Raw genomic sequence first — 26,124 nt, 5'->3', positions numbered from 1 at the left:
AATCCATATCGAGCGCAAAACCTGCGTTTGATTATTGACCAGGCTGGCCTTGAACCGGCGGGTTCTGGCTCAGGACCAGATGCCCGTCCTTGTCCACCGGGATCTGGTTACCCGGATCGCGATCCATGCGGATCTTGCCTTCCTTGCCGCCCAACTGATAGCGCACATCGTAGCCGACGACCCTGTCGCTGACATCGTTGACCGTATTGCAGCGCTTCTGGGTCGTGGTGTAGGTGTCACGCTCCTGCATGCCCTCCTGCACCTTGTTACCGGCGTAACCACCACCGACCGCACCGACCACGGTGGCCAGGGTCTTGCCGCGACCGCCACCGACCAGGCTACCCAGCAAACCACCGCCGACCGCACCCAGTGCGGTACCGGCCAGACGGTGCTCATCCTGGACTGGTTTCTGCCGGGTCACCGCGACATCTTCACAGACTTGGCGCGGGGTCTTGATTTGAGTCTTGACCGGCTCTACCGCCAATACTTGCGCATACTCAGGGCCGCCTTTTACCAGGTTATAGGTGGCAACAGCACCCCCGGCAGTCACACCGACAGCACCCAATACCGCACCCACCAGCAACGACTTGTTCACGTGAACCTCCTGACCATCACAAGCGGATCGATGCCCGCCTTTCTCTATGGCTTTGGAGTATAAAAAAAGGCGCGAGTTCAACACTCGCGCCTTTATCAGCTGACAACCTGAAGAAAGATTTCCGTCAAGGACGGTCGTCGACTTCCTTCTGGGTATTGGCCGGAGGAATCAGGTCCTCGCTGTTCAGGTTCAGCCAGATCAGCACCACGTTGGCGATGTAGATCGACGAATAGGTACCCGCCAGCACCCCGACGAACAGGGCGATGGAGAAACCGAACAGATTGTCGCCACCAAAGAACAGCAGCGCGGTAATCGCCAGCAGGGTGGAGATCGACGTCGCCATGGTCCGCAGCAGGGTCTGAGTGGTCGAGACGTTGATGTTCTCGATCAGGCTGGCCTTGCGCAGCACACGGAAGTTCTCACGCACCCGGTCGAAGACCACGATGGTGTCGTTGAGCGAGTAGCCGATAATCGCCAGTACCGCCGCCAGCACCGTCAGGTCGAAGGTGACCTGGAAGAACGACAGGATACCCACGGTCACCACCACGTCGTGGATCAGCGAGACGATGGCACCGACCGCGAACTTCCACTGGAAGCGGAAGGCCAGGTAGATCAACACGCCGCCCAGCGCCATAAGCATGCCGAGGCCGCCCTGGTCGCGCAGCTCTTCACCTACCTGCGGGCCGACGAACTCGACGCGCTTGATCTGCGCCGGGTTATCGCCGCCGACCTTCTGCAGCGCCTCGGCCACCTGATGACCCAGCTGCGGGTCTGCACCCGGCATCCGCACCAGCAGATCGGTGGTCGCGCCAAAACTCTGCACGATCGCCTCGTGATAACCGGACTCACTCAGCTGCTCGCGCACCTTGGAGACATCCGCCGCATGCTCGTAGGTCAGCTCGATAAGCGTACCGCCGGTAAAGTCCAGACCGTAGTTCATACCCTTGTGGAAGCAGCTGAACAAGGCCAATGCGGTGAGGAACAGGGTGAAGCCGAACGCAACGTTGCGAACACCCATGAAGTTGATAGTACGTAACATGGCAGCCCCTTAAATCCACAACTTCTTGAAGTCACGACCGCCGAAGATCAGGTTGACCATCGCGCGGGTCACCAGAATGGCCGTGAACATCGAGGTAAAGATCCCGAGGGACATGGTCACCGCAAAGCCTTTGACCGGGCCGGTGCCCATGGCAAAGAGGATACCGCCCACCAGCAAGGTGGTCAGGTTGGCGTCGATGATCGCCGTGAATGCACGACCGAAGCCTTCATTGATCGCTCGCTGCACGGTCATTCCCGAGGCAATCTCTTCACGTATCCGCGAGAAGATCAGCACGTTGGCGTCCACCGCCATCCCCATGGTCAGGACGATACCAGCGATACCCGGCAGGGTCAGCGTCGCCCCCAGCAGGGACATCAGCGCCAGCAAGGCAACCATGTTGAAAGCCAGCGCCACGGTGGCAATGATGCCGAAGAAGCGGTAGATGGCGATGATGAACAGCGAGACGAACAGCATGCCCCACAGCGACGCATCGATACCCTTGGTAATGTTGTCGGCGCCCAGGCTTGGACCGATGGTACGTTCTTCAGCGAAGTACATCGGCGCGGCCAGACCACCAGCACGCAGCAGCAGCGCCAGTTCCGAGGACTCGCCCTGACCGTTCAGGCCGGTGATGCGGAACTGACTGCCCAGCGGCGACTGGATGGTCGCCAGGCTGATGATCTTCTTCTCTTCCTTGAAGGACTGCACCGGCACGTCTTTCTCGACACCGTTGACGACCTGCTTGGTGTAGGTGGTGATCGGCTTCTGTTCGATGAAGATCACCGCCATGCTGCGCCCGACGTTGCTGCGGGTCGCGCGGCTCATCAGCTCGCCACCGTGACCATCGAGCTTGATGTTCACCTGTGGACGACCGTGCTCGTCGAAGCCGGCCTTGGCATCGGTCACCTGGTCACCGGTGATGATCAGGCCACGCTCGATCTGCGCCGGAGGACGATTGCCTTCACGGAACTCGAACTCCTCGGAGGTCGCCTTCGAAGCACCCGGCTCAGCGGCCAGGCGGAACTCCAGGTTGGCGGTCTTGCCGAGGATCCGCTTGGCTTCAGCGGTGTCTTGTACGCCCGGCAGCTCGACCACGATGCGGTTGGCACCCTGACGCTGCACCAGTGGCTCGGCCACACCCAGTTCGTTGACGCGGTTACGGACCGTGGTCAAGTTCTGCTTGATGGAGTATTCGCGGATTTCCGCCAGCTTGGCCGGGGTCATCGCCAGACGCAGTACCGGCTGATCGTTGAGGTCGGCCGTTACAATGTCGAAATCGTTGAAGCTCTTGCGGACCAGCGCACGGGCCTGCTCGCGGGTATCCGTGTCAGCAAAGCCCAACTGGATGGCACCATTGAACGGTGGCAGGGTGCGATAACGCACACGCTCCTTGCGCAACAGGCTCTTGACGTCGCCGTCATAGACTTTCAGGCGGGCGTCGACGGCTTTTTCCATGTCCACTTCCAGCAGGAAGTGCACACCACCGGACAAGTCCAGACCCAGCTTCATCGGGTGCGCGCCGAGGCTGCGCAGCCATTGCGGGGTGGTCTGTGCCAGGTTCAGGGCCACGACATAGTCGTCGCCAAGGGCTTTGCGTACCACGTCCTTGGCCGGCAGTTGGTCTTCCTGCTTGGTCAGGCGGATCAGACCGCCCTTGCCGCCGGCGGCCAGAGTGGCGCCCTTGACGGTGATCTTGGCATCGGTGAGCGCCTTGCTCACGCGGTCCAGATCGGCCTGCGTGACCTGCAACGCCGTGCTGGCGCCGCTGACCTGGATCGCCGGATCGTCAGGATAGAGATTGGGAGCGGAATAAATAAAACCGACCGCCAGCACCGCCAGGATCAGTAGGTATTTCCACAGAGGGTATTTGTTCAGCATCACGCCGCCCGCTTATGACGCGGGGCGCCTTGCGCGCCCCGTCGATTGTTGAAAGTTGAAACTTAGATCGCTTTCAGCGTGCCTTTAGGCAGGGTGGCCGCGATGGCGCCCTTCTGAAACTTCATTTCGACGGTGTCGGACACTTCCAGCACCACGAAGTCGTCGCTGACTTTGGTGATCTTGCCAGCGATACCGCCGGTGGTGACCACTTCATCGCCTTTGGCCAGGTTGCCCAGCAGGTTCTTCTGCTCCTTGGCACGCTTGGCCTGTGGACGCCAGATCATCAGGTAGAAGATGACCAGGAAGCCGACCAGGAAGATCCATTCGAAACCACCGCCCAGGGGACCGGCGGCAGCAGCCGGTGCGGCACCGTCCGCGAACGCGTTAGAGATGAAAAAGCTCATTTAGCACTCCAGTTGCAAGAATTCAGTTCTGAAAATTCAGTCCAAAGGCGGTACGGGAAGCCCGCGTTTGGCGTAGAAGGCATCGACAAAGGCGGCCAATGTACCCTGTTGAATAGCCTCGCGCAAACCAGCCATCAGGCGCTGGTAATGGCGCAAATTGTGGATCGTATTCAACATGCTCCCCAGCATTTCGCCGCACTTGTCCAAATGATGCAGATAAGCACGGGAGAAGTTCTGGCAGGTGTAGCAATCGCAGGTCGGATCCAACGGCGATTCATCATGGCGATGGAACGCGTTGCGGATCTTCAGCACGCCGGTATCGATGAACAGGTGCCCATTGCGGGCATTACGGGTTGGCATCACGCAATCGAACATGTCCACCCCGCGGCGCACACCCTCTACGAGATCTTCCGGCTTGCCAACGCCCATAAGGTAACGAGGTTTGTCAGCAGGCATCAGGCCGGGCAGGTAATCCAGCACCTTGATCATCTCGTGCTTGGGCTCGCCCACCGACAGGCCGCCGATGGCCAGGCCGTCGAAGCCGATCTGGTCGAGGCCTTCGAGGGAGCGCTTGCGCAGATTCTCGTGCATGCCGCCCTGGACGATGCCGAACAATGCGGCGGTGTTGTCGCCGTGGGCGTTTTTCGAGCGCTGGGCCCAGCGCAGCGACAGCTCCATGGACACCCGGGCGACGTCTTCGTCAGCCGGGTACGGGGTGCACTCGTCAAAAATCATCACGATGTCCGAGCCCAGATCGCGCTGGACCTGCATCGACTCCTCCGGGCCCATGAACACCTTGGCGCCGTCGACCGGCGAGGCGAAGGTCACGCCCTCCTCCTTGATCTTGCGCATGGCGCCGAGGCTGAACACCTGGAAACCACCGGAGTCGGTGAGGATCGGGCCTTTCCACTGCATGAAGTCGTGCAGGTCGCCGTGCTCCTTGATCACCTCGGTGCCGGGGCGCAGCCACAGGTGGAAGGTGTTGCCGAGGATGATCTCGGCGCCGGTGGCGACGATATCCCGTGGCAGCATGCCCTTGACCGTACCGTAGGTGCCCACCGGCATGAAGGCCGGGGTTTCGACGGTACCGCGGGGGAAGGTCAGGCGACCGCGACGCGCCTTGCCATCAGTGGCGAGCAGCTCGAACGACATACGACAGGTGCGACTCATGCTTGATCCTCTGGGGCCCGATCCTTGGGTGCGGCAGGCGCCGGGTTGCGGGTGATGAACATCGCATCACCGTAACTGAAGAAGCGGTAGCCGTTGTCCACGGCGGCCTTGTAGGCGGCCATGGTCTCGGGGTAACCGGCGAAGGCCGAAACCAGCATCAGCAGCGTGGATTCGGGCAGATGGAAATTGGTTACCAGGGCGTCGACCACATGGAAGGGACGGCCGGGGAAGATAAAGATATCGGTGTCGCCGCTGAACGGCTTGAGCACGCCATCGCGGGCGGCGCTTTCCAACGAACGGACGCTGGTGGTACCGACGGCGATCACCCGACCACCGCGCGCGCGGCAGGCGGCCACGGCGTCGACCACTTCCTGGCCGACTTCCAGCCATTCGTGGTGCATGTGGTGGTCTTCGAGACGCTCCACGCGGACCGGCTGGAAAGTCCCGGCGCCGACGTGCAGGGTGACGAAAGCGCTTTCAACACCCTTGGCGGCGATGGCGTCCAGCAGCGGCTGATCGAAATGCAGCCCGGCGGTGGGCGCGGCCACGGCGCCGAGGCGTTCGGCGTAGACGGTCTGATAGCGCTCGCGGTCGGCGCCTTCATCGGGACGGTCTATATAAGGAGGCAACGGCATATGACCGACGCGCTCCAGCAGCGGCAGCACTTCCTCGGCGAAGCCCAGTTCGAAGAGCGTGTCGTGGCGGGCGAGCATCTCGGCTTCGCCGCCGCCGTCGATCAGTATCTTCGAACCGGGTTTGGGCGACTTGCTGGAGCGCACATGGGCCAGCACGCGATGGGTATCGAGGACCCGTTCCACGAGGATTTCCAGCTTGCCGCCAGAGGCTTTCTGGCCGAACAGGCGGGCTGGAATGACCCGGGTATTATTGAACACCATCAGATCGCCCGGGCGTAAATGCTCAAGCAAATCAGTGAATTGACGGTGTGCGAGCGCGCCGCTGGGGCCGTCGAGGGTCAGCAGGCGACTGAGGCGTCGCTCGGCCAAAGGATGGCGAGCGATCAGGGAATCGGGGAGCTCGAAAGTAAAGTCAGCGACGCGCATGATGGGGTTCGTTCAGCAGGGCCGGGAAGTTTAGCGGAAATCGTTAAAATTGACCACGAAAGCCGATTGACCAACGGTAATCACGTCTCTATACTTCGCCGCCATTGAGCCCTGATGGCGGAATTGGTAGACGCGGCGGATTCAAAATCCGTTTTCGAAAGGAGTGGGAGTTCGAGTCTCCCTCGGGGCACCATCTTAAAAAAAGACCTTGAATTTCAAGGTCTTTTTTTTCGCCTGCAGAAAAGCTGGAAACGCCACAATCCTGTAGGAGCAGAGCTTGCTCGCGAAGAACGATAACGCGGTGAGCCTGCCGTGCGCCGCCGCCAATCTCGACATCAATCGAAGATCGGCCGGTCCTTAACCCCTCTCCCCGCGCAACATTCCCTGAGTCAGCTTTGCCCATCACCCCGGCTATCAGGACATTCGTGACCGGCTCTCGAATACCGTCCTAAAGCGATTCAAATCTTGAAATACCCCCCCGACGCCGCATCCACCTCCGCAGAGTAAGCTTGCTCACGCTGTCAGATATGCTGACTGTCGTGACGGCGCTGACAGAAACGGACTCCTACAAGAGCATGACGACTCATGCCGATCACACGATCTGGCAAGACGTGTACCGCCCAAGCACGCGGGTGGGCGACGTATATTTGCAGTTGACGGTTATCGATGACGTGCTGATCGTATCCTTCAAGGAGCTATGAACATGAAATGTCCTGTTTGCGGCGCGGCAGAGCTGATCCACGATACCCGCGACCTGCCCTACACCTACAAGGGCGAAACCACAGCCATCACTTCAGTGACGGGAGACTTCTGCCCGGTCTGCGCCGAGTCTGTCCTGGATACAGCCGAATCGGATCGTGTCATGCGCGAAATGCGATCAGTCTCGAAACAGGCCCATGCAGCTAACGCACCGCTCCTGTAGGAGCAAGCTTGCTCGCGATGAACGATAACGCGGTGAGCCTGCCAATACCCACCGCCAAAATCGGCATCAACCGAAAACTACCCGCCTACACCGACGCCTCGCGCAACATCCCCTGCGTCAAATCATCAATAACCGCCTTGCCCATCTCGCCCAGGTAATGCGATGCCCAGGCATAGCGTTCACCATCGCTTTCCAGGGCAGCATCGAGGGAGAGTGCTTTGGCGCAATAGAGCAGGAGGGACGCGTGCTCCATGGCTTCCAGAATGGGAACACCGGGGTTTACGCGGAACAACTCACGACCTTGGGAGCCGCACTGAGAAAAGGTGATAACACCGAGAGTCTTGCTTGTGGGTGGGTTGGTCATTGAACACCTCCGGCGTGGACCTGGGTGCTGGGGGTTGGAACATGCAAAGTCGATCCATCAAAAACGTTCATACGCAGGACTCCTAATGTGAGGGAGCTACCACGTTCGTTTCCAGGCGAATGGGTGGCAGCTGTACGCAGGCTGGAAACCGGGACAATAGGAAAACCCGGCAGACCCGAGGGTCTCCCGCGCACAGCCGCCATAACACGCAGAGACTGGCACAAAAAAGCACCAGCAGTCGTGATGAATGGTGGCGCCTATGCGCCCATTGTTCCACAGGTTTCCAGGCCCGGTCGCTGAGTTGGCAGCGACAGGGAAAAAGTAGCGCGGACAGTAGGGAGCCGCAATGTGAGTGGCGGAGGTATGTAAGTCGAAAAATTTCAGTCGGCATAGAAGATCGTTCACAGCCCCAAGCTAGATGGCGATCTACCCGAAGTGCATTACGATCATTCAGGGATGACGTCTTGGGCTGCGGCAAAATAAATCCGTCATCATTTCCATTGACCGCGAGATTCTAAAATCGCCAGCCGGACAATATGTCCATGTCCTGCTTTATTCCCAAATCGCATGAATCATATGCCCCGCCGCGACGTTCCGCAGCCCCGCCAAGAGCAGCAAGATAGCCCCAGCACTCTTGCTGACCCACTCAAGGAAAACTGCGATGACCACTTTCACTCGTTACACACTCGACACTGCCCCTGCTGCCTCCAAGCCCATTCTGGAAGCCGTGCAGAAAGCCTTCAGCTTCGTACCGAACCTGCAAGGCAACATGGCTGAATCGCCAGAGCTGCTGGCCGGTTACAGCCAACTCTGGGACCTGTTCGGCAAGAGCACCCTCACCCCGCACGAACAGCAGGTCGTGTACCTGACCTCCAACTTCGAAAACAGCTGCCACTACTGCATGGCCGGGCATACCACCCTGGCCAAGATGATCGAGATGGCGCCCGAGGTCATTGCCGCTCTGCGCGCCGGCAGCGTCATTCCGGATGCTCGCCTGGAAGCCTTGCATGTGTTCACCACGGCGGTCGTGCGTGATCGCGGCTTCGTCAACGACGCCGGTATCGAAGCCTTCCTGGCTGCCGGTTTCACGCGGCGCAACGTGCTGGAGGTGGTACTGGGCGTCGCCACCAAGGTCATGAGCAACTACACCAACCATCTGGTGCACACCCAGCTCGATCCGTTCATGAAAGGCAACGAATGGACCAAGCCAGCCTGAAACCTGCCTTCGGCCTTCACTCGGCCAGCCCCTGCACGGGCTGGTCCCAGGAGCACTCATGAACAAGCGAAGCTTTTTGATCACCGGCGCCAGCAAGGGCATCGGCCTGGCGTTGGCACAGACACTGGCAAACGCGGGTCACCGCGTCGTGGGCGTCGCCCGGCACACTGAGGGTGTCGATTTCCCCGGTATTTTGGTCCCGGTTGACCTGGGAGATCGCAAGGCGACCGAACAGGCCTTGGCGACGTTAACCCAGCAGTATGCTTTCGACGGGCTGGTGAATAACGTCGGTCTGGTTCGCCCGCAGCTGCTGGGTGAAGTGGATCTGGACGATTTCGATGCCGTGATGCGGGTGAATCTGCACTCGGCGCTTCTGGCCACTCAGGCGCTGCTGCCCGGTATGCGCGAGCGTCAATGGGGCCGGATCGTCAACATCTCCAGCCTGACCGTACTGGGCATTGCCCATCGCACCGCCTATGCCGCCGCCAAGGCCGCGCTCATCAGCTTTACCCGGTCGTGGGCACTGGAACTGGCCACGACGGGTATCACCGTCAACGCCGTTGCCCCTGGGCCGACCGAGACCGAACTGTTCCGCGCGAACAATCCGCTCGGCAGTGAAGGTGAAGCCCGCTACCTCTCAGGCATCCCTCTGCGGCGCTTCGGCCAACCCGAAGAGATAGCAGCAGCCATCGCCTTCCTGCTTTACGAAAGCAGCGGTTTCATCACCGGCCAGACGCTGTTCGTCGACGGTGGCGCATCAATCGGCAAAGCCGCATTCTAGCCAGGGTTGCGTTGCGCACGCCTTGTTGAGATAAACCACCCGCTGCGAGCGAAGCCCCCTGCTTCGCTCGCTTTTTGCTATGAGTGTTTAACTGTTTCAGGTGGAACGACATGGATCGATTGGCAGCAATGGAAACCTTTGTCAGCGTGCTCGAAGCGGGGTCGTTTTCCGCGGCGGCGCGGCGCCTCAACCTCGGCCAGCCCGCGGTATCGAAAACCATCGCACAACTCGAAGATCGCCTCGGCGTGCGGCTATTGCTGCGCTCTACTCGCGGGCTTACACCGACTGAAGCCGGCACCGCCTACTACGAACGTGCCAAGCGTGCCATCGAGGAAGCCCACGAAGCCGACCTCGCCGCACGCGGTGCGGGCAGCGGCCTGCACGGCACCTTGCGGATCTGTGCGGCGGTGACCTTCGCGCGTCTGCATGTGCTGCCGTACCTGGGAGCGTTCCTCGATGCACACCCCGAGCTGAACATCGATATCGTTCTGGATGACCGCACCGTCAATCTCGTCGAGGAAGGCATCGATGTTGCCTTGCGTATGGGAGCGTTAGCCGACTCCAACCTGATCGCCCGCAAGATCGGTGAATGTCAGCGGCTGGTGCTGGCCACCCCTGCTTACGTGCTAGCCCATGGCAAACCTTGCAACCCTACTGATCTGGCGCAACACCAAGCGGTCGTTTTCGCCCAGGCAGGCGGCGGTGAGCACTGGGCCTTCAAACAGGGCAGCACGGTGCAGTCGGTGACGGTCAGCGGGCGGGTACGGGTCAGTGCGGCGGAGGGTGTGCGGGCAGCGGTGCTGGGGAGTCTGGGCGTAGCATTGACGTCCCAATGGATGTTCGCAGAAGAACTGGCCAAAGGCGAAGTGGTACCCCTGCTGGAGGATTGGCAGTTGCCGCCGCTGGATCTGTGGGCGGTGTTTCCTACCGGGCGCCTGGCCAGTGCCAAGGCGCGGGCATTCGTTGATTTCGTCGCGGGCTTGATGAACCAACAATAAGCTAGGCCGCCCGAAGGCGGCCTTGAGGGACTCGATATCAACCGCGTAATGCAGGCAGCAACTCAGTGGGCTCTGGACGCAGCGTGTAATCGGGATTCACCTCCGCGTACAGAATGATGCCGTCCTGGCCGATGACGAAACGACCCGGCATCGGCAAGGTCCAGCTCTGATCACCGTTGATGACCGGCAGGTTGTTGCCCAGGCTCAGATAGAGTTCAACCAGGTAGTCCGGCAGTTTGAACCGCAGGCCGAAAGCAGCCGCTACTTCATTACCGCTGTCGCTGAGGATCGGAAACCCCAGGCCGTTTTGACGTTGCGATTTGCGGCTGTTGGCTTGGCTCTGCGGCGAAATCGCCACCAGACTGGCACCGCGCGCCTGAAAGGCCGGAAGTGCCTGCTCCAGCGCTTGCAGCTCCATGTTGCAGTACGGGCACCAGACGCCACGATAAAAGCTGATCACCAGCGGCCCGCGCGCCAGCAGTTCCGCTGACGACACCAGATTGCCCTGAGCATCAGGCAGGCTGAATACCGGCGCCACATCACCGGCCTTGAGCGCACGCTCGGCCTGGCCGCTGGCGATCAGCTCGGCAGTGGCCCGGTGCATCACGGCGTGCACAGGTGCCGGAGCATTGTAGGGAGGTTTGCCGGCAACGAAGTCGGCCTTGAAAGCATCCAGTTTGGCTTGAAGGGTCATGAGTATTTCCTCGGTAGGTTGATGTATCGAGACTCATGATCGCGACATCGCCGCTCGCCCAGTAGAGAGCTGGCCTGCATAGGAAATATGCCCATCAGGAATGCCCTTCACGACTCACCTCGCGCAAGCGATGCCTATTCCAGCGGGGAATGATTCATATCCCCACCAGCTGCCTGCCCTATTCCAGCCCTGCTCAGCAGAATGATCTCCATCGTGGCCAATTGGCACGAAGCCCTCTTCAGTTGGACTCATTCTCAATCCAGGAACACCCCATGTTAATCGTCCATGCGTTTGCCACCCCCAACAGCGTCAAAGTCTCCATCGCTCTGGAAGAGTTGGGGCTCGACTACCAGTTGCAGCCGGTCAACCTTCGCCAAGGCGAGCAAAAGCAGCCGACATTCGTTGCTCTGAATGCCAATGCAAAGGTACCGGTGCTGGTCGATCCCGATGGCAATAACGGCCAGCCCATGGTCCTCACCGAGTCGGCGGCCATTCTCGTCTACCTGGCCGAGCGATATGGCCGGCTGCTACCTACCGATGGGGTGAAGCGCGCCAAAGTCTTTGAACAGCTGTTCTTTCACGCCAGCGCGCTGAGCCCTGCTTTCGGCCAATCCGGCTATTTCCAGAAATTGGCCGGCGAGCCGAACCCGGCGGCCATTGCCCGCTTTCACGGTGAGGCCAAACGCACACTGGCCGTGCTGGACGGCGTGCTAGCGTGCAACGCCTATGTAGCGGGAGATGAGTTCTCAATCGCCGATATCGCGCACTACGGCTGGCTCTGGCGCAAAGAATTTGCGGCTGTCGATTTCGCTGAAAGCCCGAACGTGGAGCGTTGGTTCAACGCTGTCACCCGGCGATCCTCCGTCGCACGCGGCATCGAACGCATCAATGCCCTTCTTCCGGACCACAAATCATGAGCAATCAGCCGCTGTTCACCCCCACCACGATGGGCCCTTTCACACTGGAGCACCTAGCAGATCGGATACAGTTCGACTGAGTAGGACTTCGATTGGCTGAGGCTTGAGGAAAAACCAGATCTCTTCTTATAGCCGGTACCCAACAGAAGAAAGCTTGTATCCCTGAGGATATAATCTGGCTGCAAGCCACGTAATATATGGAACCCTCGAGTCCCCCTCGGCACATATTTCTTGCGGTGATCTGTTTCCGACTGTCACGCCAACAACCGAGCTCCACTCGTTGCCGCGACCGCCGCATCCAACTCAGCCCCCGCTAGGTGTTGGGCATAGTGATCCTTCAGATCCTGCTCCCAGTCAGCAACGTCATCGAGAATGACTGCCGCCTCATCTTCAGTGAGGCCGAAATGACGATGATGACTGAGCAGATTGGATCGACTGAGAAGATGCCCCTGCATACCCACGGACATCGCCAGCGCCTGAGCCGGCCCCTCATCCAGCACCGGCACGACGTCATACATAGGCGCAAGCCGCCAGGCGCCGTCCTGATAGATCACCGCATGGTTGCGCGGATGATCATCGCTATTCCCAACCAGGGCGTTGTAGGCCATGCGCCGAAACAGTTCACGCCGATCGGAATCAGATGCGCCACGGCGATACAGCTCGTCAGCCAGTGCAGCGTAGATCCAGCCTTCACTGGTCCGCGAATGCCATTCAGCGTCCAACAAGGTCAACCCACTCATCATGGGAATACGGCGGAACCGCTGCTGCCCCTCAAGCCACTCCCGGTCGAAACGCTCGACCAGCAGCGTGTTGGCATTCTCGCCCCGGTGCAATGCCGTGCGAGCCACGTTCAAACCTCTATCCGCAGCGAATGTCATGCAGGCGAACTCGAAGACCGGCAGATCGTAGTGGTCGAACTTGTCACGCGACTTTGCCAGGATCAGCTTGTGATCGGTGCGAAAGTCACCGTCTCACCGGAGACCGGACACTCCATGTAGATGTAGACGCTCGACATCAGAATGCCTCGTCACGACTGCGCGGAATCCGCACTCGCTTGGTACTGTTTAAAGAAAGCTGCTCGGACTCGAACGCTGGGTCCTCCAGCAGGGCCTGGAACACCCTGTCAGAGATGCCGACCGTGAACAGCGCCAGCATGAAGTCGCGCAGAGAAACCCCCTCGGCCTTGCCCGCTTCGATATGGCGCACCGCACGGAGGGAGATATCGACCTGCTCGGCAAGATCAGCCTGCCTGATCCCCATACGCAGACGCGCCTCCTTCACCAGCATACCTATACGATAGAGCAATGATACGCTCTGAACCGGGAAATAGCCTTTCATAAGATGATACCAAATGAACCCTTATGGTCGTTAATGTAGCATCTAATGAAACACTATGATCAATAACCAAAAAATAAAACATCATGAAAACACACCTTAAATCGCATAAGGTGTCATAAAATGACATTCTATTTTTAGGCTACACAGGAAGATCACTTCACTCAGGCTCGCTGGGTCAGCATTTTCGTTCGTCGTTACGCCCTGCGGGAGCGGAGCTTGCCCCGGACGGCGTAACGACGAAGAACGAAAGTGCGGTGAGCCCGCGGACATCCCAGCACAAACCATTGGCCAAAGCGGCTGCAATACCGCCAGCCACCCTGGTTTGCTCAACAATGAGCGATCACTTAAGCTTTTCATATGAGCATTCGATCTCTGGAGAGCACCATGGCTATCACCAAAAAAATCGACAAGCCCTGCAAGAAGCCCATCAGCAGCGAACTGACATACCTTGATGTGCGTCAGGCCGCGCGTGACGGACAAAAAGCCTTTCATGCCTTCGTTGCCACCGGCAAACTGCCCTTCACCAAGTAAGCCACGCATGCTCTCCAACCTATTCAACATCAATCGATACGTAGGATATTTCCTATAATCAATTAAGACCTGTAGCAAACAGCAAACCTGCTCTTCTTTTCAGTGTTTATCTGCTCTTATATCTGACGCCATCTTTCACACATCAAGGATGTGAAGCATGGCGCAAGGATTCATCAATGAAAAGACCACCCATTACCCCAGCCTGAAAAGCCAACTATTGATACCGCGTGGCTCACATGCGCTGACCAAGTTCGACACGATCAATAGTCACCTGCGTCGCTCGATGGTAACCCCCGGGCAACTGGTGATCGTACCCGACGACAGCACGGCGTCCTGCACCTTCGAAGAGGCCTGGTTGATGACCCGGGCCCGGGAAATCGACCTGGCCCTGAGTCTCGAACCCAGGGCGGGTGTCGAGATCCTGAACAACTATGATTTGTTACAGGGGTTGCTGGGTTACAGCTCGATTGGCATCGGCAGCACCACGGCGGCCTGGGGACGGCATTTGACCGGGGTTGAGGACACTTTGAAGGAAATCGAAAAGCTGCATCAGCAGCATCTGAAAGGCGGCGCTTCGGCCAGGGCCGGGTTCATTGCTAAGCGACAGGTCCTGTTCCAGAAGCTGGACACGCAACTCCAGGGCGTCGGCCATTACGGCACCAGCCTGCGGCACAACAAATCGATCAAGAAGATGCTCGGCATTTCCACCCGACGCTATCTACATCGCCAGGAAATCGACGGGTATGCGCAGCGGATCAACAAGATTGCCAGCACTTCCCGTTTCCTGAGCAAAGGCGGCTTTGTGGGTATGGCGTTGGACGTGGGGGCGGCGGGACTGGCTATTCAAGAAGCATGTTCGACCGGGCGAGAGGAGCAGTGCAGGAAGGCCCGATATGTGGAAGGCGGGAAAGTGGCGGCCGGGATTACGGGATCTCACTTCGGAGGAAAGGTCGGGGCCTATGGAGCGCGCATTGTATGTGCCGTTGGATTGGGTGTTGTGTCTGGAGGTTGGGGCGCGTTGAGTTGCGGAATTATCGGTGGTGCCGTCGGTGGGTATGCGGGAGGAACGTGGGGAGGAAAATTCGGAGAGTCTATGGGGGATCTAATGTATAAGCTGGAAGACTTATGACTATGCATCCGCTATTAGCTGTTTTGGGTGTATTTTTCATGTTCTTTGGTATCGGCTTGTCAGCCTATGTCGTCAATACAAAACTGGATCTGGTCGAACCCTACTTCAATAACAACGCAATGCTAATCGGTGATCGCAGGTGGTGGGGCGGCAGCTCGTTCAAAGATCGTTCGATGAGACAGGGGGTGATCAGTATGATGATCATGTTCCCCAAGATGTTTATTTGGCGCGGGCTTTTGACCCAACAAGAGGTCGATGCCATTCCGCTAAAACTCAAGCGATGGATCAAAGCCCCATTGTATTTTGAGATCCCTTTTTTTCTTGCCGCTATCGCATTCTGTATATGGGAACAACTCCAGTGAGCGTTAAGTCCAGACCATGGCACATCAATGCAATTGCCAAGGGCATCGCCGACGCAGAGGCAGGTAACCTGACCGATCTGAAAGCCCTCAAGGCCAAGTGGGTAAACCGTGCCAAACATCCCAATGATTCAGAGGCGACTCATGAAGATCACGAAACGTGGCGGATCGTCGAGATCCAACGTGCCGTGGAAGAGGCTGATGCGGGCCTTTTCGCCACAAACGAGGAAGTACAGGCCACGTTCAGCAAGTGGGATGTCGGTACGCGCTGAGAGCCAACAGCTATCGACAAGCGGTGGACGGCCCGGCATTGAACGCGATGAAAAGCGTGAGGCGTTCCGACAGGGCGCAGCAACCATGCACAGCGTGCAGATCCTCGCCACACAACCACACCGACGCTCACCCCGAACCGCTCTATAATCACTCTATAATTCACCATAATCTGTCCACCCCCTTCTAAACCGGGCACTATAATAGATCTATAATCGCTCTATAATTCGCTATAAACCCGTCCCGAGCAGGAGCTTGCCAATGTCCGAAGTTCTCTACCGTCGCCCGGAGCTTGCCAGGCGACTTGCCAAACTCATCCTGCAAATCGCCGTGGGCAGCGCCGCCAGCTCTGGCGTTTTCCTCGCTGCACCGCGCCGCACCGGCAAATCCACGTTCGCCCGGGAAGATCTGCGCCCCGCACTCGAAGAAGCGCGCGCCATTGTGCTGTATGCCGACCTCTGGAAAGACCTGACCAAAGACCCCGGCCACGTGATCGTCGATGCCGTCCGCGAGGCGCTTGCCGCGAACGAAGGCGTGATCACCCGTTTGGCCAGGGGGGCCGGGATGGAAAAAGTCAGTGTCGGCGGGTTGGGGTTCAGCCTGGACCGAATAGGTCTCGGCAAGGATGTCGACCTGACAAAGGCCCTGGTCGAACTTTCGGACGAGACGAAAAAGATCATTGTTCTGATCATCGACGAAGCCCAGCACGCCATCACCACCGAGGAAGGCGTCGCTTCCCTGTTCGCGCTCAAGGCAGCCCGCGACGAGTTGAACAGCTCCAAACATCATGGCCTACGCATCGTCTGCACCGGTTCCAACCGCGACAAGCTGGCGATGCTGCGCAACAGCAAGGACCAAGCCTTCTTCGGCGCATCGATGGTGCCGTTCCCGACCCTCGACAAGCATTTCATCGACTGGTTCTGCCAGCATGTCGACCTGCCCCACCCTCTCGATCCCGACGAGGTCTTTATCCTCTTCAAGGAAAGCGGCTATCGCCCTGAATTACTGGGCGCGGCGGCAGACGAGATTCGCTTTGACCTGACACTGGACCCGCAAGACATACCGGCCAGATTTACGGAACACGTACGCGTACAGACCGCCGAGCTCAACGCCAACCTCAAGAAGGTTATCCACAGCCTCACCCCCATCCAATCCGCGGTCATCCGCGTCATGAGCGCCAAGGGCGAGGACTACGCCCCCTTCGAAGCCCCAACCATGGCGCTGTATGCCAAGGCAATGGAACAGACCGGGATTGCCGCTGATGATGTCAGGATAGAAGTGCCAGCTGTGCAACAGGCGCTAATCGCCCTGCAGGACAAGAAACTCGTCTGGAAGGCCTCGCGCGGCGTCTATGCAGTTGACGAGCCTGTCATCGTCGAGATTCTACGCGAAGCCAACCTGTTGGACGGGCTCGGCTGAAAGGTTTATTTACTTCCCAAAAGGTCCCCCACCACCATCCTGAACCGAGCTTGCTCCAAGTACTAAGGAGCAAGCCATAACTCTCATACCGATCGTGAACTACTCGCCTCACTTCAACGCGGCAAAATAATCGGAATGATCATTGGCGTCGGCGGTGCTGGGGGCATCACCGTCCCCTCACTTTTCACCACATTGACGCCTCTCTGTTTTATGGCTGCGAACACTCGCTCAGTCGCAGCCGAATCGTTATAGCCGCCATCATCAATTGTCACACCTAACGAAACCTGCCGTTGTTGCTCAATCAGCTGCACCTGAGAGCTTCGGAAAAACGTGTCCAGCGCCACTTTATTGAGTTTCGAAAGGTCGACCCGAACGATTTCCGTGTACTTCAACACCGTAGCATCCCAACCTTGAACATAGAGTTCATCCTGCGTCAGAGCAAAGGTGCAGAAGTAGTAAGTACCCGTGGTTGAACCTGGGGTAGAGATCAGCAGCGTACAACGTCCATGCTGAAGAATCGGCTCCTTGATATCGGGATAGTCTTTAGTGACTTGCGCCACAAATTGCGTACGGTCGTAGTAGATGGTGGCCTTATCACGCGGTGTGGTATTGCAGCCGGACAAAAGGACTACCGTACCTATCAGCACACCAGCAAAGAGATTACGCATTCATGAATCCTTGTTGATTAAATATCCCAGGAACAAGGCGCCAGCGAGTCAGATGCTCATTGACTCCGCCTGTGTTACACGCATAAAGCGGGTACCTTGACAGGCAAGCTACTATTTTGCCATCACGCCGTCCAGCGTTCGTGATGAGGCAAAGACGGGATATATCAGTGCAAGGCAATCTCTTGGCGTTTCTAGAAACCTTCGGTTACACCCAAATATTGCGGGCGGAAAAAGGTCTCAGTAAAATGAGTTTCCACGTCGATGGTCTCTGTGAGATATGCAAGCTGGCTTTATGCCAGACTTGCGGAAAAACCGCCCTACTAAGGCGGTTTTTTTTCGCCTCCACTTTCTGGAAAAAGAGGTGCCCCGCCCCCTCGTGGACAACACCTCGGGCAGCACTCATCTAGACTCAACAGGCGGTCGCAAAAAGAACCGCGTACGTCGCTTTGGTGCAGGCGAATCAAAGGCCGCGTGGCAAGCTGCCTTTTATGCCTTGAAGAGGTGCGGCAAAGACCGCACCGGGCCCAACAAGATACCCGCCCAGGGTGCCTGGCCAACGGCCTGAAATGCCACGATACCGTGACGTGGCGTGAGTGCCGCAGCCGACACTTTCGGACAACCGACAACCGCCTGGTTTGTCCGTGACCGTGAGGAATGCCGTATGCCTGATGAGATGTTGCACCTGCCTATGGTCAACAACGTGCTGGAGCGCCACAAGGGCTCCCCCGGCGCACTGTTGCCCATCCTTCATGAGATTCAGGCGGACATCGGCTACATCCCCGATGCCACCGTCCCCGAGATTGCCCACGCCCTCAACCTGAGTCAGGCCGAAGTGCGCGGGGTGATCAGCTTCTACCACGACTTCCGTAGCGCACCTCCGGCCCGGCATATCCTGCGCCTGTGCCGCGCCGAATCCTGCCAGAGCCGCGGCGCCGAGCAACTCGCCGCGCAGTTGCGCGAACGCCTGCAACTGGACGACCACGGCAGCAGCGCCGACGGCAACATCAGCCTGCGCCCGGTGTACTGCCTCGGCGCCTGCGCCTGTTCACCGGCCCTCGAGCTGGATGGCCAGGTGCACGCACGACTCAGCGCCGAACGCCTGGATGCCCTGCTCGACGCTTGCCAGGAGGACGCATGATGCCGTGCCTTTATCTGCCCGCTGACTCCCTTGCCCGTGCCGTGGGTGCCGATGAGGTAGCCGCGGCCCTTGCCGCGCAAGCCCAGGAACGCAATCTGCCGCTGGACCTGCAACGCACCAGCTCCCGTGGCCTGTACTGGCTGGAACCGCTGCTGGAAATCGACAGCGCGCAAGGCCGTATCGGCTTCGGCCCGCTGACCGTTGCCGATGTGCCGTCGCTGCTCGATGCGCTGCAAGGCGATCCGTCCGCCCATCCCCTGGCCTTGGGCCCGGTGGAGCAGTTGCCGTATCTGAAGACGCAACAACGCCTGCTGTTCGCCCGCGCCGGCATTACCCGGCCGCTGTCCCTGGAAGATTACCGCACCCACGGTGGCTTCGAAGGCTTGACCCAGGCCATCGCCCTGGGCGGCGAACAGACCGCCAGCGCCGTGTTCGATTCCGGCCTGCGTGGCCGTGGCGGCGCGGCCTTCCCGGCCGGGATCAAATGGCGCACGGTGCGCAGCGCCCAGGCGGCGCAGAAATACATTGTCTGCAACGCCGACGAAGGCGACTCCGGCACTTTCGCCGACCGTATGCTGATGGAAGGCGACCCCTTCCTGCTGATCGAAGGCATGGCCATTGCCGGCATCACCGTCGGCGCCAGCTACGGCTACATCTATGTGCGCTCGGAATATCCACAGGCCGTGGCCACCCTGCGCGAAGCGCTGGACATCGCCCGCGCCGCCGGTTACCTCGGCACCAATGTCGGCGGCAGCGGCCTGCCCTTCGACATGGAAGTGCGCGTCGGAGCCGGTGCCTACATCTGCGGTGAGGAAACCGCGCTACTGGACTCCCTCGAAGGCAAGCGCGGGATTGTCCGCGCCAAGCCGCCGATCCCCGCCCTGAAGGGCCTGTTCGGCCTGCCGACCCTGGTGCACAACGTGCTGACCCTGGCCTCGGTGCCGCTGATTCTGGCCAAGGGCGCGCCGTTCTATCGCGACTACGGCATGGGCCGCTCCCTGGGCACCATGCCGTTCCAGCTGGCGGGCAATATTCGTCACGGCGGCCTGGTGGAACGCGCCTTCGGCCTGACCCTGCGGGAACTGGTGGAAGACTACGGCGGCGGTACCGCCAGCGGCCGACCACTGAAGGCTGCCCAGGTCGGTGGCCCCCTTGGCGCCTGGGTACCACCCAGCCAATTCGACACACCGCTGGATTACGAAGCCTTCGCCGCCATCGGCGCCATGCTCGGTCACGGTGGTGTGGTGGTAGCCGACGACAGCCTGGACATGGCCCGCATGGCCCGCTTCGCCTTGCAGTTCTGCGCCGAGGAATCCTGTGGCAAATGCACCCCTTGCCGTATCGGCTCGACCCGCGGCGTGGAGGTGATCGACCGCCTGTTGGCCGCACCTGACCAGAACGGTCGCGATGCCCAGGCGATCATCCTCAAGGACCTGTGCGACACCCTGCAATACGGTTCGCTCTGCGCACTGGGCGGCATGACTTCCTACCCGGTAGCCAGCGCCCTCAAGTACTTCCCCGCCGACTTCGGTCTGCAGCCCTCGGAGGCCGACCAATGATCACGCTCTTCGACCCGAACACTGATATCGACCTTGGAACCCCGGCCCGCGACAGCCAGGTGCAGGTCACCCTGAACATCGACGGCCGCAGCATCAGCGTGCCCGAAGGCACCTCGGTGATGCGCGCCGCCGCGCTGCTGGGCACCACCATTCCGAAACTCTGCGCCACCGACAGCCTGGAAGCCTTCGGCTCCTGCCGCATGTGCCTGGTGGAGATCGACGGCATGCGCGGCTACCCGGCGTCCTGCACCACGCCGGTCAGCGAAGGCATGAGCGTGCACACCCAGACGCCAAAGCTCGCCACCCTGCGCCGTAACGTCATGGAGCTGTACATCTCCGATCACCCGCTGGACTGCCTGACCTGCTCGGCCAACGGCAACTGCGAGCTGCAAACCGTCGCCGGCCAGGTTGGCCTGCGGGAAGTGCGTTACGGCTATGAAGGTGAAAACCACCTGGCCGAGCAGAAGGATACCTCCAACCCCTACTTCGACTACGATCCGAGCAAGTGCATCGTCTGCAACCGCTGCGTGCGCGCCTGCGAAGAAACCCAGGGCACCTTTGCCCTGACCATTACCGGGCGCGGTTTCGAATCGCGGGTCGCGGCCGCCGGTGGCGAGAATTTCCTCGACTCGGAATGCGTGTCCTGCGGCGCCTGTGTGCAGGCCTGCCCCACCGCGACCCTGATGGAAAAAAGCGTGGTCGAGCTGGGTCAGCCCGAACGCGCCGTGATCACCACCTGTGCCTATTGCGGCGTGGGCTGCTCGTTCCGCGCCGAAATGAAAGGCGACAAGCTGGTGCGCATGGTTCCCGACAAGAACGGCCATGCCAACCACGGCCATTCCTGCGTCAAGGGGCGCTTTGCCTGGGGCTATGCCAGCCACCCGGATCGCATCACCAAGCCGATGATCCGCAAACACATCAACGACCCTTGGCAGGAAGTCAGCTGGGATGAAGCGGTGACCTACGCCGCCAGCGAATTCCGCCGCCTGCAGCAGAAATACGGACGCGACTCCATTGGCGGCATCACCTCCAGCCGTTGCACCAACGAAGAAACCTACCTGGTGCAAAAACTGGTACGGGCCGCCTTCGGCAACAACAACGTCGACACCTGTGCGCGGGTCTGCCACTCGCCGACCGGCTATGGCCTGAAACAAACCCTGGGCGAATCCGCCGGTACCCAGAGTTTCGACTCGGTGATGCAGGCCGACGTGATCCTGGTGATCGGTGCCAACCCCAGCGATGCCCACCCGGTGTTCGCCTCCCAGCTCAAACGCCGCCTGCGTGAAGGCGCGCGACTGATCGTCATCGACCCACGGCGCATCGACCTGGTGGACGCGGTGCATGGCCGCGCCGAACTGCACCTGGCCCTGCGCCCGGGCACCAACGTCGCCATGCTCAACGCCCTGGCCCACGTCATCGTCACCGAAGGCCTGCTCGACCAGGCCTTTATCGACGCCCGCTGCGAGGGCAGCGATTTCGCCCACTGGAGCGAGTTCGTCAGCCGCGCGGAAAACTCGCCGGAAGTCCTTGGCCCGATCTGCGGCGTCGCCGCTGCCGACATCCGTGCCGCCGCCCGCCTGTATGCCGGCGGCAACAATGCGGCGATCTACTACGGCCTGGGCGTCACCGAACACAGCCAGGGCAGCACCGCGGTCATGGGCATCGCCAACCTGGCCATGGCCACCGGCAACATCGGCCGCGAAGGTGTCGGCGTGAACCCACTGCGTGGGCAGAACAACGTGCAGGGCTCCTGTGACATGGGCTCCTTCCCCCACGAGTTGCCCGGTTACCGGCACATCTCCAACGAAGTGGTACGGGCGCAGTTCGAACAGGCCTGGCACGTCACCCTGCAACCCGACCCGGGCCTGCGCATCCCCAATATGTTCGAGGCCGCCCTCAGCGGCAGCTTCAAGGGCCTGTATTGCCAGGGCGAAGACATCGCCCAGAGCGACCCCAATACCCAGCACGTCACCGCGGCCCTGTCGGCCATGGAATGCATCGTGGTGCAGGATATTTTCCTCAACGAAACCGCCAAGTTCGCCCATGTGTTCCTGCCGGGCAGCTCGTTCCTGGAAAAAGACGGCACCTTCACCAACGCCGAGCGGCGCATCTCGCGGGTACGCAAGGTCATGGAACCGCTGGGCGGCAAGGCCGACTGGGAAGGCACGGTGGCCCTGGCCAACGCCCTGGGTTACCCCATGAACTACAAGCACCCGTCGGAAATCATGGATGAAATCGCCAGCCTGACGCCGACCTTCAGCAACGTCAGCTACACCGAACTGGATCGCCACGGCAGCCTGCAATGGCCGTGCAACGCCGCGGCACCGGACGGCACGCCAACCATGCACATCGAGGAATTCGTGCGCGGCAAGGGGCGCTTCATGCTTACCGGCTACATCCCCACCGAGGAGAAGGTCAACAATCGCTATCCGCTGCTGCTGACCACCGGGCGCATCCTCAGCCAGTACAACGTCGGCGCCCAGACCCGGCGTACCGAGAACGTCGCCTGGCACGACGAAGACCGCCTGGAAATCCACCCGAGCGATGCCGAGAGCCGTGGCATCAACGAAGGTGACTGGGTCGGCATCGGCAGCCGCGCCGGACAGACCGTACTGCGGGCGCGGGTCACCGAACGGGTCGCCCCGGGCGTGGTGTACACCACCTTCCACTTCCCTGAGTCGGGGGCCAACGTCATCACCACCGACAACTCCGACTGGGCCACCAACTGTCCGGAGTACAAGGTCACCGCCGTCGAAGTCAGCCGCGTCTACCACCCTTCCGAGTGGCAAAAACGCTACCAGGAATTCAGCGACGAACAACAACGCTTGCTCGACGAACGCCGCCATGAACGCAGCACCGGAGCCAAAGCCGAGGTGCGCCGATGAGCACTGAAAACCTGATCAAGATGGCCAACCAGATTGCCCAGTACTTCGCCACCGAACCGGACCAGCAACAGGCCGTGCTCGGCGTGCGCAATCACCTGCAGATGTTCTGGACACCCGGCATGCGCAAGGAGCTGCTCGCCTGGCAGACGGAACATCAGGGCGCGGACTTGCACCCGCTGGCGCAGGCGGCGGTCAGTGGGGCGGGCTGGGAGGCTTAGGTTCACACGATCGCTTGCAACCCTTGGCCTGTGAAGACGGGCCAAGGCGCATTGCACAGTTTTTACCGAGCACCCGCACTTCTGTAGAAGCAGGGCCCGGCAACGCACCATTACCCTCGACTAATCAGTCTTCGGCCACTGCTGCGCACCGTGCAGCAAGCGGATAATCTCAATGCGCTTGGCGCGGGATCTGAGGCGATAGACAACGATGAACGGGGTGCTGCTCCCCTTCGTGGGTCCCTTCAATTCGACCGAACCGCCCCATCTCCGGGTGATCGAGCAACTGGCTGACCTGATGCTCGATGCGGTGAAGGTTGCAGGTGATCGCCGCATTCTCCCACTTGACGATTGGTGAAACCTGCCTTTTAACGTAACTACTTAAGACTCCCCGCCAGAAACTGCTGCAACCGCTCGCTGCGCGGCTGTTCAAATACACTGTTCGGGTCTCCCTGCTCCTCTATCCTGCCCTGATGCAGAAAAACCACCTGGTTCGACACCTGCCGGGCAAACGCCATTTCATGGGTGACCACCACCATCGTCCGGCCTTCCTCCGCCAACTGCTGCATGACTTTGAGCACCTCGCCTACCAGTTCCGGGTCCAGGGCCGAAGTGGGTTCGTCGAACAACATCACCTGGGGTTCCATGGCCAGCGCACGGGCAATGGCGACACGCTGCTGTTGGCCGCCGGAGAGCTGGACCGGATATTGGCTCTCGACCTTTTCCGCCAGGCCCACCTTCGCCAGGTAATGCCGAGCCCGCTCCAGAGCTTCCTTGCGTCCGAGACCCAACACACTCATCGGGCACTCGACAAGGTTCTCCAGCACCGTCATATGGCTCCACAGATTGAAGTGCTGAAACACCATCGACAACTGGCTGCGCATCCGCTGCAACTGCCGGGGATTGGCCGCACACAAGTCGCCCCCTGAGTTCTTGCGTGTGAGCAATTCCTCGGCATTGACAGTGATGCGTCCCGACGACGGTTGTTCGAGCAGGTTGATACAACGCAGAAAGGTACTTTTTCCAGAGCCCGAGGAGCCGATGATGCTGATCACATCACCCGCTTTAGCCTTGAGCGAGACACCCTTGAGGACTTCATGGCTGCCATAGTTTTTATGGATATCTTCAACGATCAACTTATACATTCGAGCAAATCCGCTGGGGGTCAGTGCGTCCGGGGTTTGAGGTAAGCCAGCCAATGCAGCTCGCCACATCGAAACAGCCAGATCAGGAAAAACGCGCTGCCGGCATACAACACCCCGGCAATGCCAAAGGCAGTGAAAGAGGCATAGGTCGCCGAATTGACGTCCCGGGCAATCTTCAACAAATCGGGCACCGTGGCGGTGAACGCCACCGAGGTGGAGTGCAGCATCAGAATCACTTCATTGCTGAACAACGGCAGGGCCTGGCGCAACGCCGAGGGCAGGACGATCCGCCGATACAGCGTGAAACGGTTCATCCCATAAGCCCGTGCGGCCTCGATTTCGCCATGGGGAACAGCCCTGATCGCGCCGGCGAAAATCTCGGTCATGTAGGCACAGGTATTGAGCCCGAACGCCAACACCGTGCAGTTGAAGCCGTCGCGGAAAAACGCGTTGAGCAAATCCTCGGAGCGCACCACCTGCAAGCTGTACACCCCGGTGTAGAAGAACAGCAGCTGGATATACAACGGTGTACCGCGAAACACGTAGGTGTAGCACCAGACCGGCAGGCGCAGCAGTGGATTGCGGCTGACGCGGGCAATCGACAATGGCACCGCCAATAAAAAGCCAATCGCCACCGCCAGGATGAGCAACCACAAGGTCACTGCCAGGCCGGAAAAATACGGCCCGTCACGCCATAAGTACGCCTGCCAGTAGTCACCGAGAATGCCCGTCATAGCGCAGCCTTCCGGACGCCCACTGAGTAGCGCTGCTCAAGCCACATCAGTACCCCATTGGACAGGGTGGTAATGGCGAGGTAGATCAGGCCGCCAACCAGGGTGAAATAAAAGAACTGCAGCGAGCCCTTGCCGGCATCCTGCGTGGCCTTGACCACATCGGTCAGGCCGATGATCGAGACCAGCGCCGTGGACTTGATCAACACCTGCCAGTTGTTGCCGATGCCCGGCAGCGCATGACGGAGCATTTGCGGGAACAGCACCTTGTGAAAGCTGTTCCAGCGGCTCATGCCATACGCCCGCGCTGCTTCCAGCTGGCCTGCCGGAACAGCCTGGAAGGCACCACGAAACGTCTCGGTAAAGTAGGCCCCGTAAATGAAGGAGAGAGTGACGACACCGGCCAGGAACGGGTCAATATCGATCTGGCCGACGCCCAACCAATCAGTTATGCGGTTGAGCAGCATTTGCAGGCTGAAGAACAGCAACAGCATGATCACCAGATCCGGCATGCTGCGAATCAGCGTCGTATAAGCGGTGGCCAGCGCGCGCAACAAAGGGCTGGTGGACAACTTCGAACTGGCGCCGAGCAGCCCGGCCAGTACGGCGATCAACAGTGAACAGAGCGCCAGTTTGATTGTGGCCAGGGTGCCCAGCAGGATCTGCGGGCCAAAGCCTTCCAGAAGCATTTCACTCTC

General features: G+C 59.8%; 28 protein-coding genes, 1 tRNA gene and 2 pseudogenes. 16 read left to right on the top strand and 15 right to left on the bottom strand.

What is annotated here, in order from left to right; genetic code table 11:
* Positions 1 to 31 precede the first annotated feature (31 nt).
* The 6 genes from AC07VG_RS04645 to queA all read right to left on the bottom strand — a co-directional run bounded on the left by AC07VG_RS04645 (position 32) and on the right by queA (position 6,147).
* A complete protein-coding gene (locus AC07VG_RS04645; protein ID WP_495000717.1) occupies positions 32 to 595 on the bottom strand; it encodes a glycine zipper 2TM domain-containing protein in 564 nt (187 codons plus the stop codon).
* A 124-nt stretch (positions 596 to 719) separates the two neighbouring features.
* On the bottom strand, positions 720 to 1,634 hold the full coding sequence (gene secF / locus AC07VG_RS04640) for a protein translocase subunit SecF (protein ID WP_248797089.1): 915 nt from the start codon (positions 1,632 to 1,634) through the stop codon (positions 720 to 722).
* 9 nt (positions 1,635 to 1,643) lie between these two features.
* A complete protein-coding gene (gene secD, locus AC07VG_RS04635; protein ID WP_495000716.1) occupies positions 1,644 to 3,512 on the bottom strand; it encodes a protein translocase subunit SecD in 1,869 nt (622 codons plus the stop codon).
* Between the two features lie 62 nt (positions 3,513 to 3,574).
* Positions 3,575 to 3,916 (bottom strand): preprotein translocase subunit YajC, encoded by a 342-nt coding sequence (gene yajC / locus AC07VG_RS04630; protein ID WP_495000715.1) that lies wholly within the window; start codon positions 3,914 to 3,916, stop codon positions 3,575 to 3,577.
* Between the two features lie 36 nt (positions 3,917 to 3,952).
* A complete protein-coding gene (tgt, locus tag AC07VG_RS04625) occupies positions 3,953 to 5,068 on the bottom strand; it encodes a tRNA guanosine(34) transglycosylase Tgt (protein ID WP_248797315.1) in 1,116 nt (371 codons plus the stop codon).
* 14 nt (positions 5,069 to 5,082) lie between these two features.
* A complete protein-coding gene (gene queA, locus AC07VG_RS04620) occupies positions 5,083 to 6,147 on the bottom strand; it encodes a tRNA preQ1(34) S-adenosylmethionine ribosyltransferase-isomerase QueA (protein ID WP_495000714.1) in 1,065 nt (354 codons plus the stop codon).
* Between the two features lie 108 nt (positions 6,148 to 6,255).
* On the opposite strand from queA, the gene AC07VG_RS04615 reads away from it, so the two are divergent.
* The 3 genes and pseudogenes from AC07VG_RS04615 to AC07VG_RS04605 all read left to right on the top strand — a co-directional run bounded on the left by AC07VG_RS04615 (position 6,256) and on the right by AC07VG_RS04605 (position 7,069).
* A tRNA-Leu gene (locus AC07VG_RS04615) sits at positions 6,256 to 6,340 on the top strand.
* A gap of 319 nt (positions 6,341 to 6,659) precedes the next feature.
* Positions 6,660 to 6,848, top strand: a pseudogene (locus AC07VG_RS04610) (type II toxin-antitoxin system MqsR family toxin); the annotation flags it as partial.
* A 2-nt stretch (positions 6,849 to 6,850) separates the two neighbouring features.
* Positions 6,851 to 7,069 carry a type II toxin-antitoxin system MqsA family antitoxin gene (locus tag AC07VG_RS04605; RefSeq protein ID WP_495020574.1) on the top strand — a complete coding sequence of 73 codons (219 nt, stop codon included), beginning with the start codon at positions 6,851 to 6,853 and terminating at the stop codon, positions 7,067 to 7,069.
* A gap of 85 nt (positions 7,070 to 7,154) precedes the next feature.
* On the opposite strand, the gene AC07VG_RS04600 is transcribed toward AC07VG_RS04605, so the two are convergent.
* Positions 7,155 to 7,433: a DUF3077 domain-containing protein gene (locus AC07VG_RS04600; protein ID WP_495020573.1), complete on the bottom strand. Its 279-nt coding sequence runs from the start codon at positions 7,431 to 7,433 to the stop codon at positions 7,155 to 7,157.
* Positions 7,434 to 8,094: 661 nt separating this feature from the next.
* On the opposite strand from AC07VG_RS04600, the gene AC07VG_RS04595 reads away from it, so the two are divergent.
* From AC07VG_RS04595 to AC07VG_RS04585, 3 genes are all read left to right on the top strand, one after another.
* Positions 8,095 to 8,649, top strand: coding sequence for a carboxymuconolactone decarboxylase family protein (locus AC07VG_RS04595; RefSeq protein ID WP_495020572.1), 555 nt, complete (start codon positions 8,095 to 8,097; stop codon positions 8,647 to 8,649).
* Positions 8,650 to 8,707: 58 nt separating this feature from the next.
* Positions 8,708 to 9,430: an SDR family oxidoreductase gene (locus AC07VG_RS04590; protein WP_495020571.1), complete on the top strand. Its 723-nt coding sequence runs from the start codon at positions 8,708 to 8,710 to the stop codon at positions 9,428 to 9,430.
* Between the two features lie 110 nt (positions 9,431 to 9,540).
* The gene (locus tag AC07VG_RS04585; protein WP_248801207.1) at positions 9,541 to 10,428 is read left to right on the top strand and encodes a LysR family transcriptional regulator; all 888 of its coding nucleotides are present in this window, start codon (positions 9,541 to 9,543) and stop codon (positions 10,426 to 10,428) included.
* A gap of 37 nt (positions 10,429 to 10,465) precedes the next feature.
* Here AC07VG_RS04585 and AC07VG_RS04580 read toward each other — a convergent pair whose 3' ends face one another.
* Entirely contained in the window at positions 10,466 to 11,122 is a 657-nt protein-coding gene (locus tag AC07VG_RS04580) for a peroxiredoxin-like family protein (RefSeq protein WP_495020570.1), read from the bottom strand.
* A gap of 272 nt (positions 11,123 to 11,394) precedes the next feature.
* On the opposite strand from AC07VG_RS04580, the gene AC07VG_RS04575 reads away from it, so the two are divergent.
* Entirely contained in the window at positions 11,395 to 12,039 is a 645-nt protein-coding gene (locus AC07VG_RS04575; RefSeq protein ID WP_495020569.1) for a glutathione S-transferase family protein, read from the top strand.
* A 254-nt stretch (positions 12,040 to 12,293) separates the two neighbouring features.
* Here AC07VG_RS04575 and AC07VG_RS04570 read toward each other — a convergent pair.
* The 3 genes and pseudogenes from AC07VG_RS04570 to AC07VG_RS04560 form a co-directional block, all read right to left on the bottom strand.
* Positions 12,294 to 12,992 (bottom strand): annotated as a pseudogene (locus AC07VG_RS04570) (type II toxin-antitoxin system HipA family toxin); the annotation flags it as partial.
* Positions 12,993 to 13,053: 61 nt separating this feature from the next.
* Positions 13,054 to 13,377: a helix-turn-helix domain-containing protein gene (locus AC07VG_RS04565; protein WP_495020568.1), complete on the bottom strand. Its 324-nt coding sequence runs from the start codon at positions 13,375 to 13,377 to the stop codon at positions 13,054 to 13,056.
* 96 nt (positions 13,378 to 13,473) lie between these two features.
* Entirely contained in the window at positions 13,474 to 13,917 is a 444-nt protein-coding gene (locus AC07VG_RS04560) for a hypothetical protein (RefSeq protein WP_495020567.1), read from the bottom strand.
* A 148-nt stretch (positions 13,918 to 14,065) separates the two neighbouring features.
* Between AC07VG_RS04560 and AC07VG_RS04555 the strand changes: the two genes are divergently transcribed.
* The 4 genes from AC07VG_RS04555 to AC07VG_RS04540 all read left to right on the top strand — a co-directional run bounded on the left by AC07VG_RS04555 (position 14,066) and on the right by AC07VG_RS04540 (position 17,085).
* A complete protein-coding gene (locus AC07VG_RS04555) occupies positions 14,066 to 15,037 on the top strand; it encodes a hypothetical protein (RefSeq protein WP_495020566.1) in 972 nt (323 codons plus the stop codon).
* Entirely contained in the window at positions 15,034 to 15,399 is a 366-nt protein-coding gene (locus tag AC07VG_RS04550) for a hypothetical protein (RefSeq protein WP_495020565.1), read from the top strand. The genes AC07VG_RS04555 and AC07VG_RS04550 overlap by 4 nt, the downstream gene beginning before the upstream one ends.
* Positions 15,396 to 15,668 carry a hypothetical protein gene (locus tag AC07VG_RS04545; RefSeq protein WP_495020564.1) on the top strand — a complete coding sequence of 91 codons (273 nt, stop codon included), beginning with the start codon at positions 15,396 to 15,398 and terminating at the stop codon, positions 15,666 to 15,668. Before AC07VG_RS04550 ends, AC07VG_RS04545 begins: the two co-directional genes overlap by 4 nt.
* A gap of 259 nt (positions 15,669 to 15,927) precedes the next feature.
* A complete protein-coding gene (locus tag AC07VG_RS04540; RefSeq protein WP_495020563.1) occupies positions 15,928 to 17,085 on the top strand; it encodes an ATP-binding protein in 1,158 nt (385 codons plus the stop codon).
* Between the two features lie 113 nt (positions 17,086 to 17,198).
* Here AC07VG_RS04540 and AC07VG_RS04535 read toward each other — a convergent pair whose 3' ends face one another.
* On the bottom strand, positions 17,199 to 17,753 hold the full coding sequence (locus tag AC07VG_RS04535) for a hypothetical protein (protein ID WP_495020562.1): 555 nt from the start codon (positions 17,751 to 17,753) through the stop codon (positions 17,199 to 17,201).
* A gap of 661 nt (positions 17,754 to 18,414) precedes the next feature.
* On the opposite strand from AC07VG_RS04535, the gene AC07VG_RS04530 reads away from it, so the two are divergent.
* The 5 genes from AC07VG_RS04530 (at position 18,415) to AC07VG_RS04510 (ending at position 23,908) form a co-directional block, all read left to right on the top strand.
* Positions 18,415 to 18,891 (top strand): formate dehydrogenase subunit gamma, encoded by a 477-nt coding sequence (locus AC07VG_RS04530; protein ID WP_495000709.1) that lies wholly within the window; start codon positions 18,415 to 18,417, stop codon positions 18,889 to 18,891.
* Positions 18,888 to 20,450: a formate dehydrogenase beta subunit gene (locus AC07VG_RS04525; RefSeq protein WP_495000708.1), complete on the top strand. Its 1,563-nt coding sequence runs from the start codon at positions 18,888 to 18,890 to the stop codon at positions 20,448 to 20,450. The genes AC07VG_RS04530 and AC07VG_RS04525 overlap by 4 nt, the downstream gene beginning before the upstream one ends.
* Positions 20,447 to 23,335: a formate dehydrogenase subunit alpha gene (fdhF, locus tag AC07VG_RS04520; RefSeq protein WP_495020561.1), complete on the top strand. Its 2,889-nt coding sequence runs from the start codon at positions 20,447 to 20,449 to the stop codon at positions 23,333 to 23,335. Before AC07VG_RS04525 ends, fdhF begins: the two co-directional genes overlap by 4 nt.
* Positions 23,332 to 23,553, top strand: coding sequence for a formate dehydrogenase subunit delta (locus AC07VG_RS04515; RefSeq protein ID WP_103497581.1), 222 nt, complete (start codon positions 23,332 to 23,334; stop codon positions 23,551 to 23,553). Before fdhF ends, AC07VG_RS04515 begins: the two co-directional genes overlap by 4 nt.
* 208 nt (positions 23,554 to 23,761) lie before the next feature.
* Positions 23,762 to 23,908 carry a hypothetical protein gene (locus AC07VG_RS04510; protein ID WP_495000706.1) on the top strand — a complete coding sequence of 49 codons (147 nt, stop codon included), beginning with the start codon at positions 23,762 to 23,764 and terminating at the stop codon, positions 23,906 to 23,908.
* Positions 23,909 to 23,927: 19 nt separating this feature from the next.
* Here the strand turns inward: AC07VG_RS04510 and AC07VG_RS04505 are convergent, their stop codons facing one another.
* Genes AC07VG_RS04505 through AC07VG_RS04495 form a run of 3 tightly spaced genes read right to left on the bottom strand, consistent with a single transcriptional unit; the run spans position 23,928 to position 26,115 of the window.
* The gene (locus AC07VG_RS04505) at positions 23,928 to 24,695 is read right to left on the bottom strand and encodes an ABC transporter ATP-binding protein (RefSeq protein WP_495000705.1); all 768 of its coding nucleotides are present in this window, start codon (positions 24,693 to 24,695) and stop codon (positions 23,928 to 23,930) included.
* A 20-nt stretch (positions 24,696 to 24,715) separates the two neighbouring features.
* A complete protein-coding gene (locus tag AC07VG_RS04500; RefSeq protein WP_495000704.1) occupies positions 24,716 to 25,429 on the bottom strand; it encodes an ABC transporter permease in 714 nt (237 codons plus the stop codon).
* Entirely contained in the window at positions 25,426 to 26,115 is a 690-nt protein-coding gene (locus AC07VG_RS04495; RefSeq protein ID WP_495020560.1) for an ABC transporter permease, read from the bottom strand. Before AC07VG_RS04495 ends, AC07VG_RS04500 begins: the two co-directional genes overlap by 4 nt.
* Between the last annotated feature and the right edge of the window lie 9 nt (positions 26,116 to 26,124).

The organism is Pseudomonas sp. GW821-FHT03C07, from assembly GCF_059420925.1.
The sequence above is the reverse complement of the archived record's forward strand: the minus strand, read 5'-3'. Positions and strand labels throughout refer to the sequence as shown.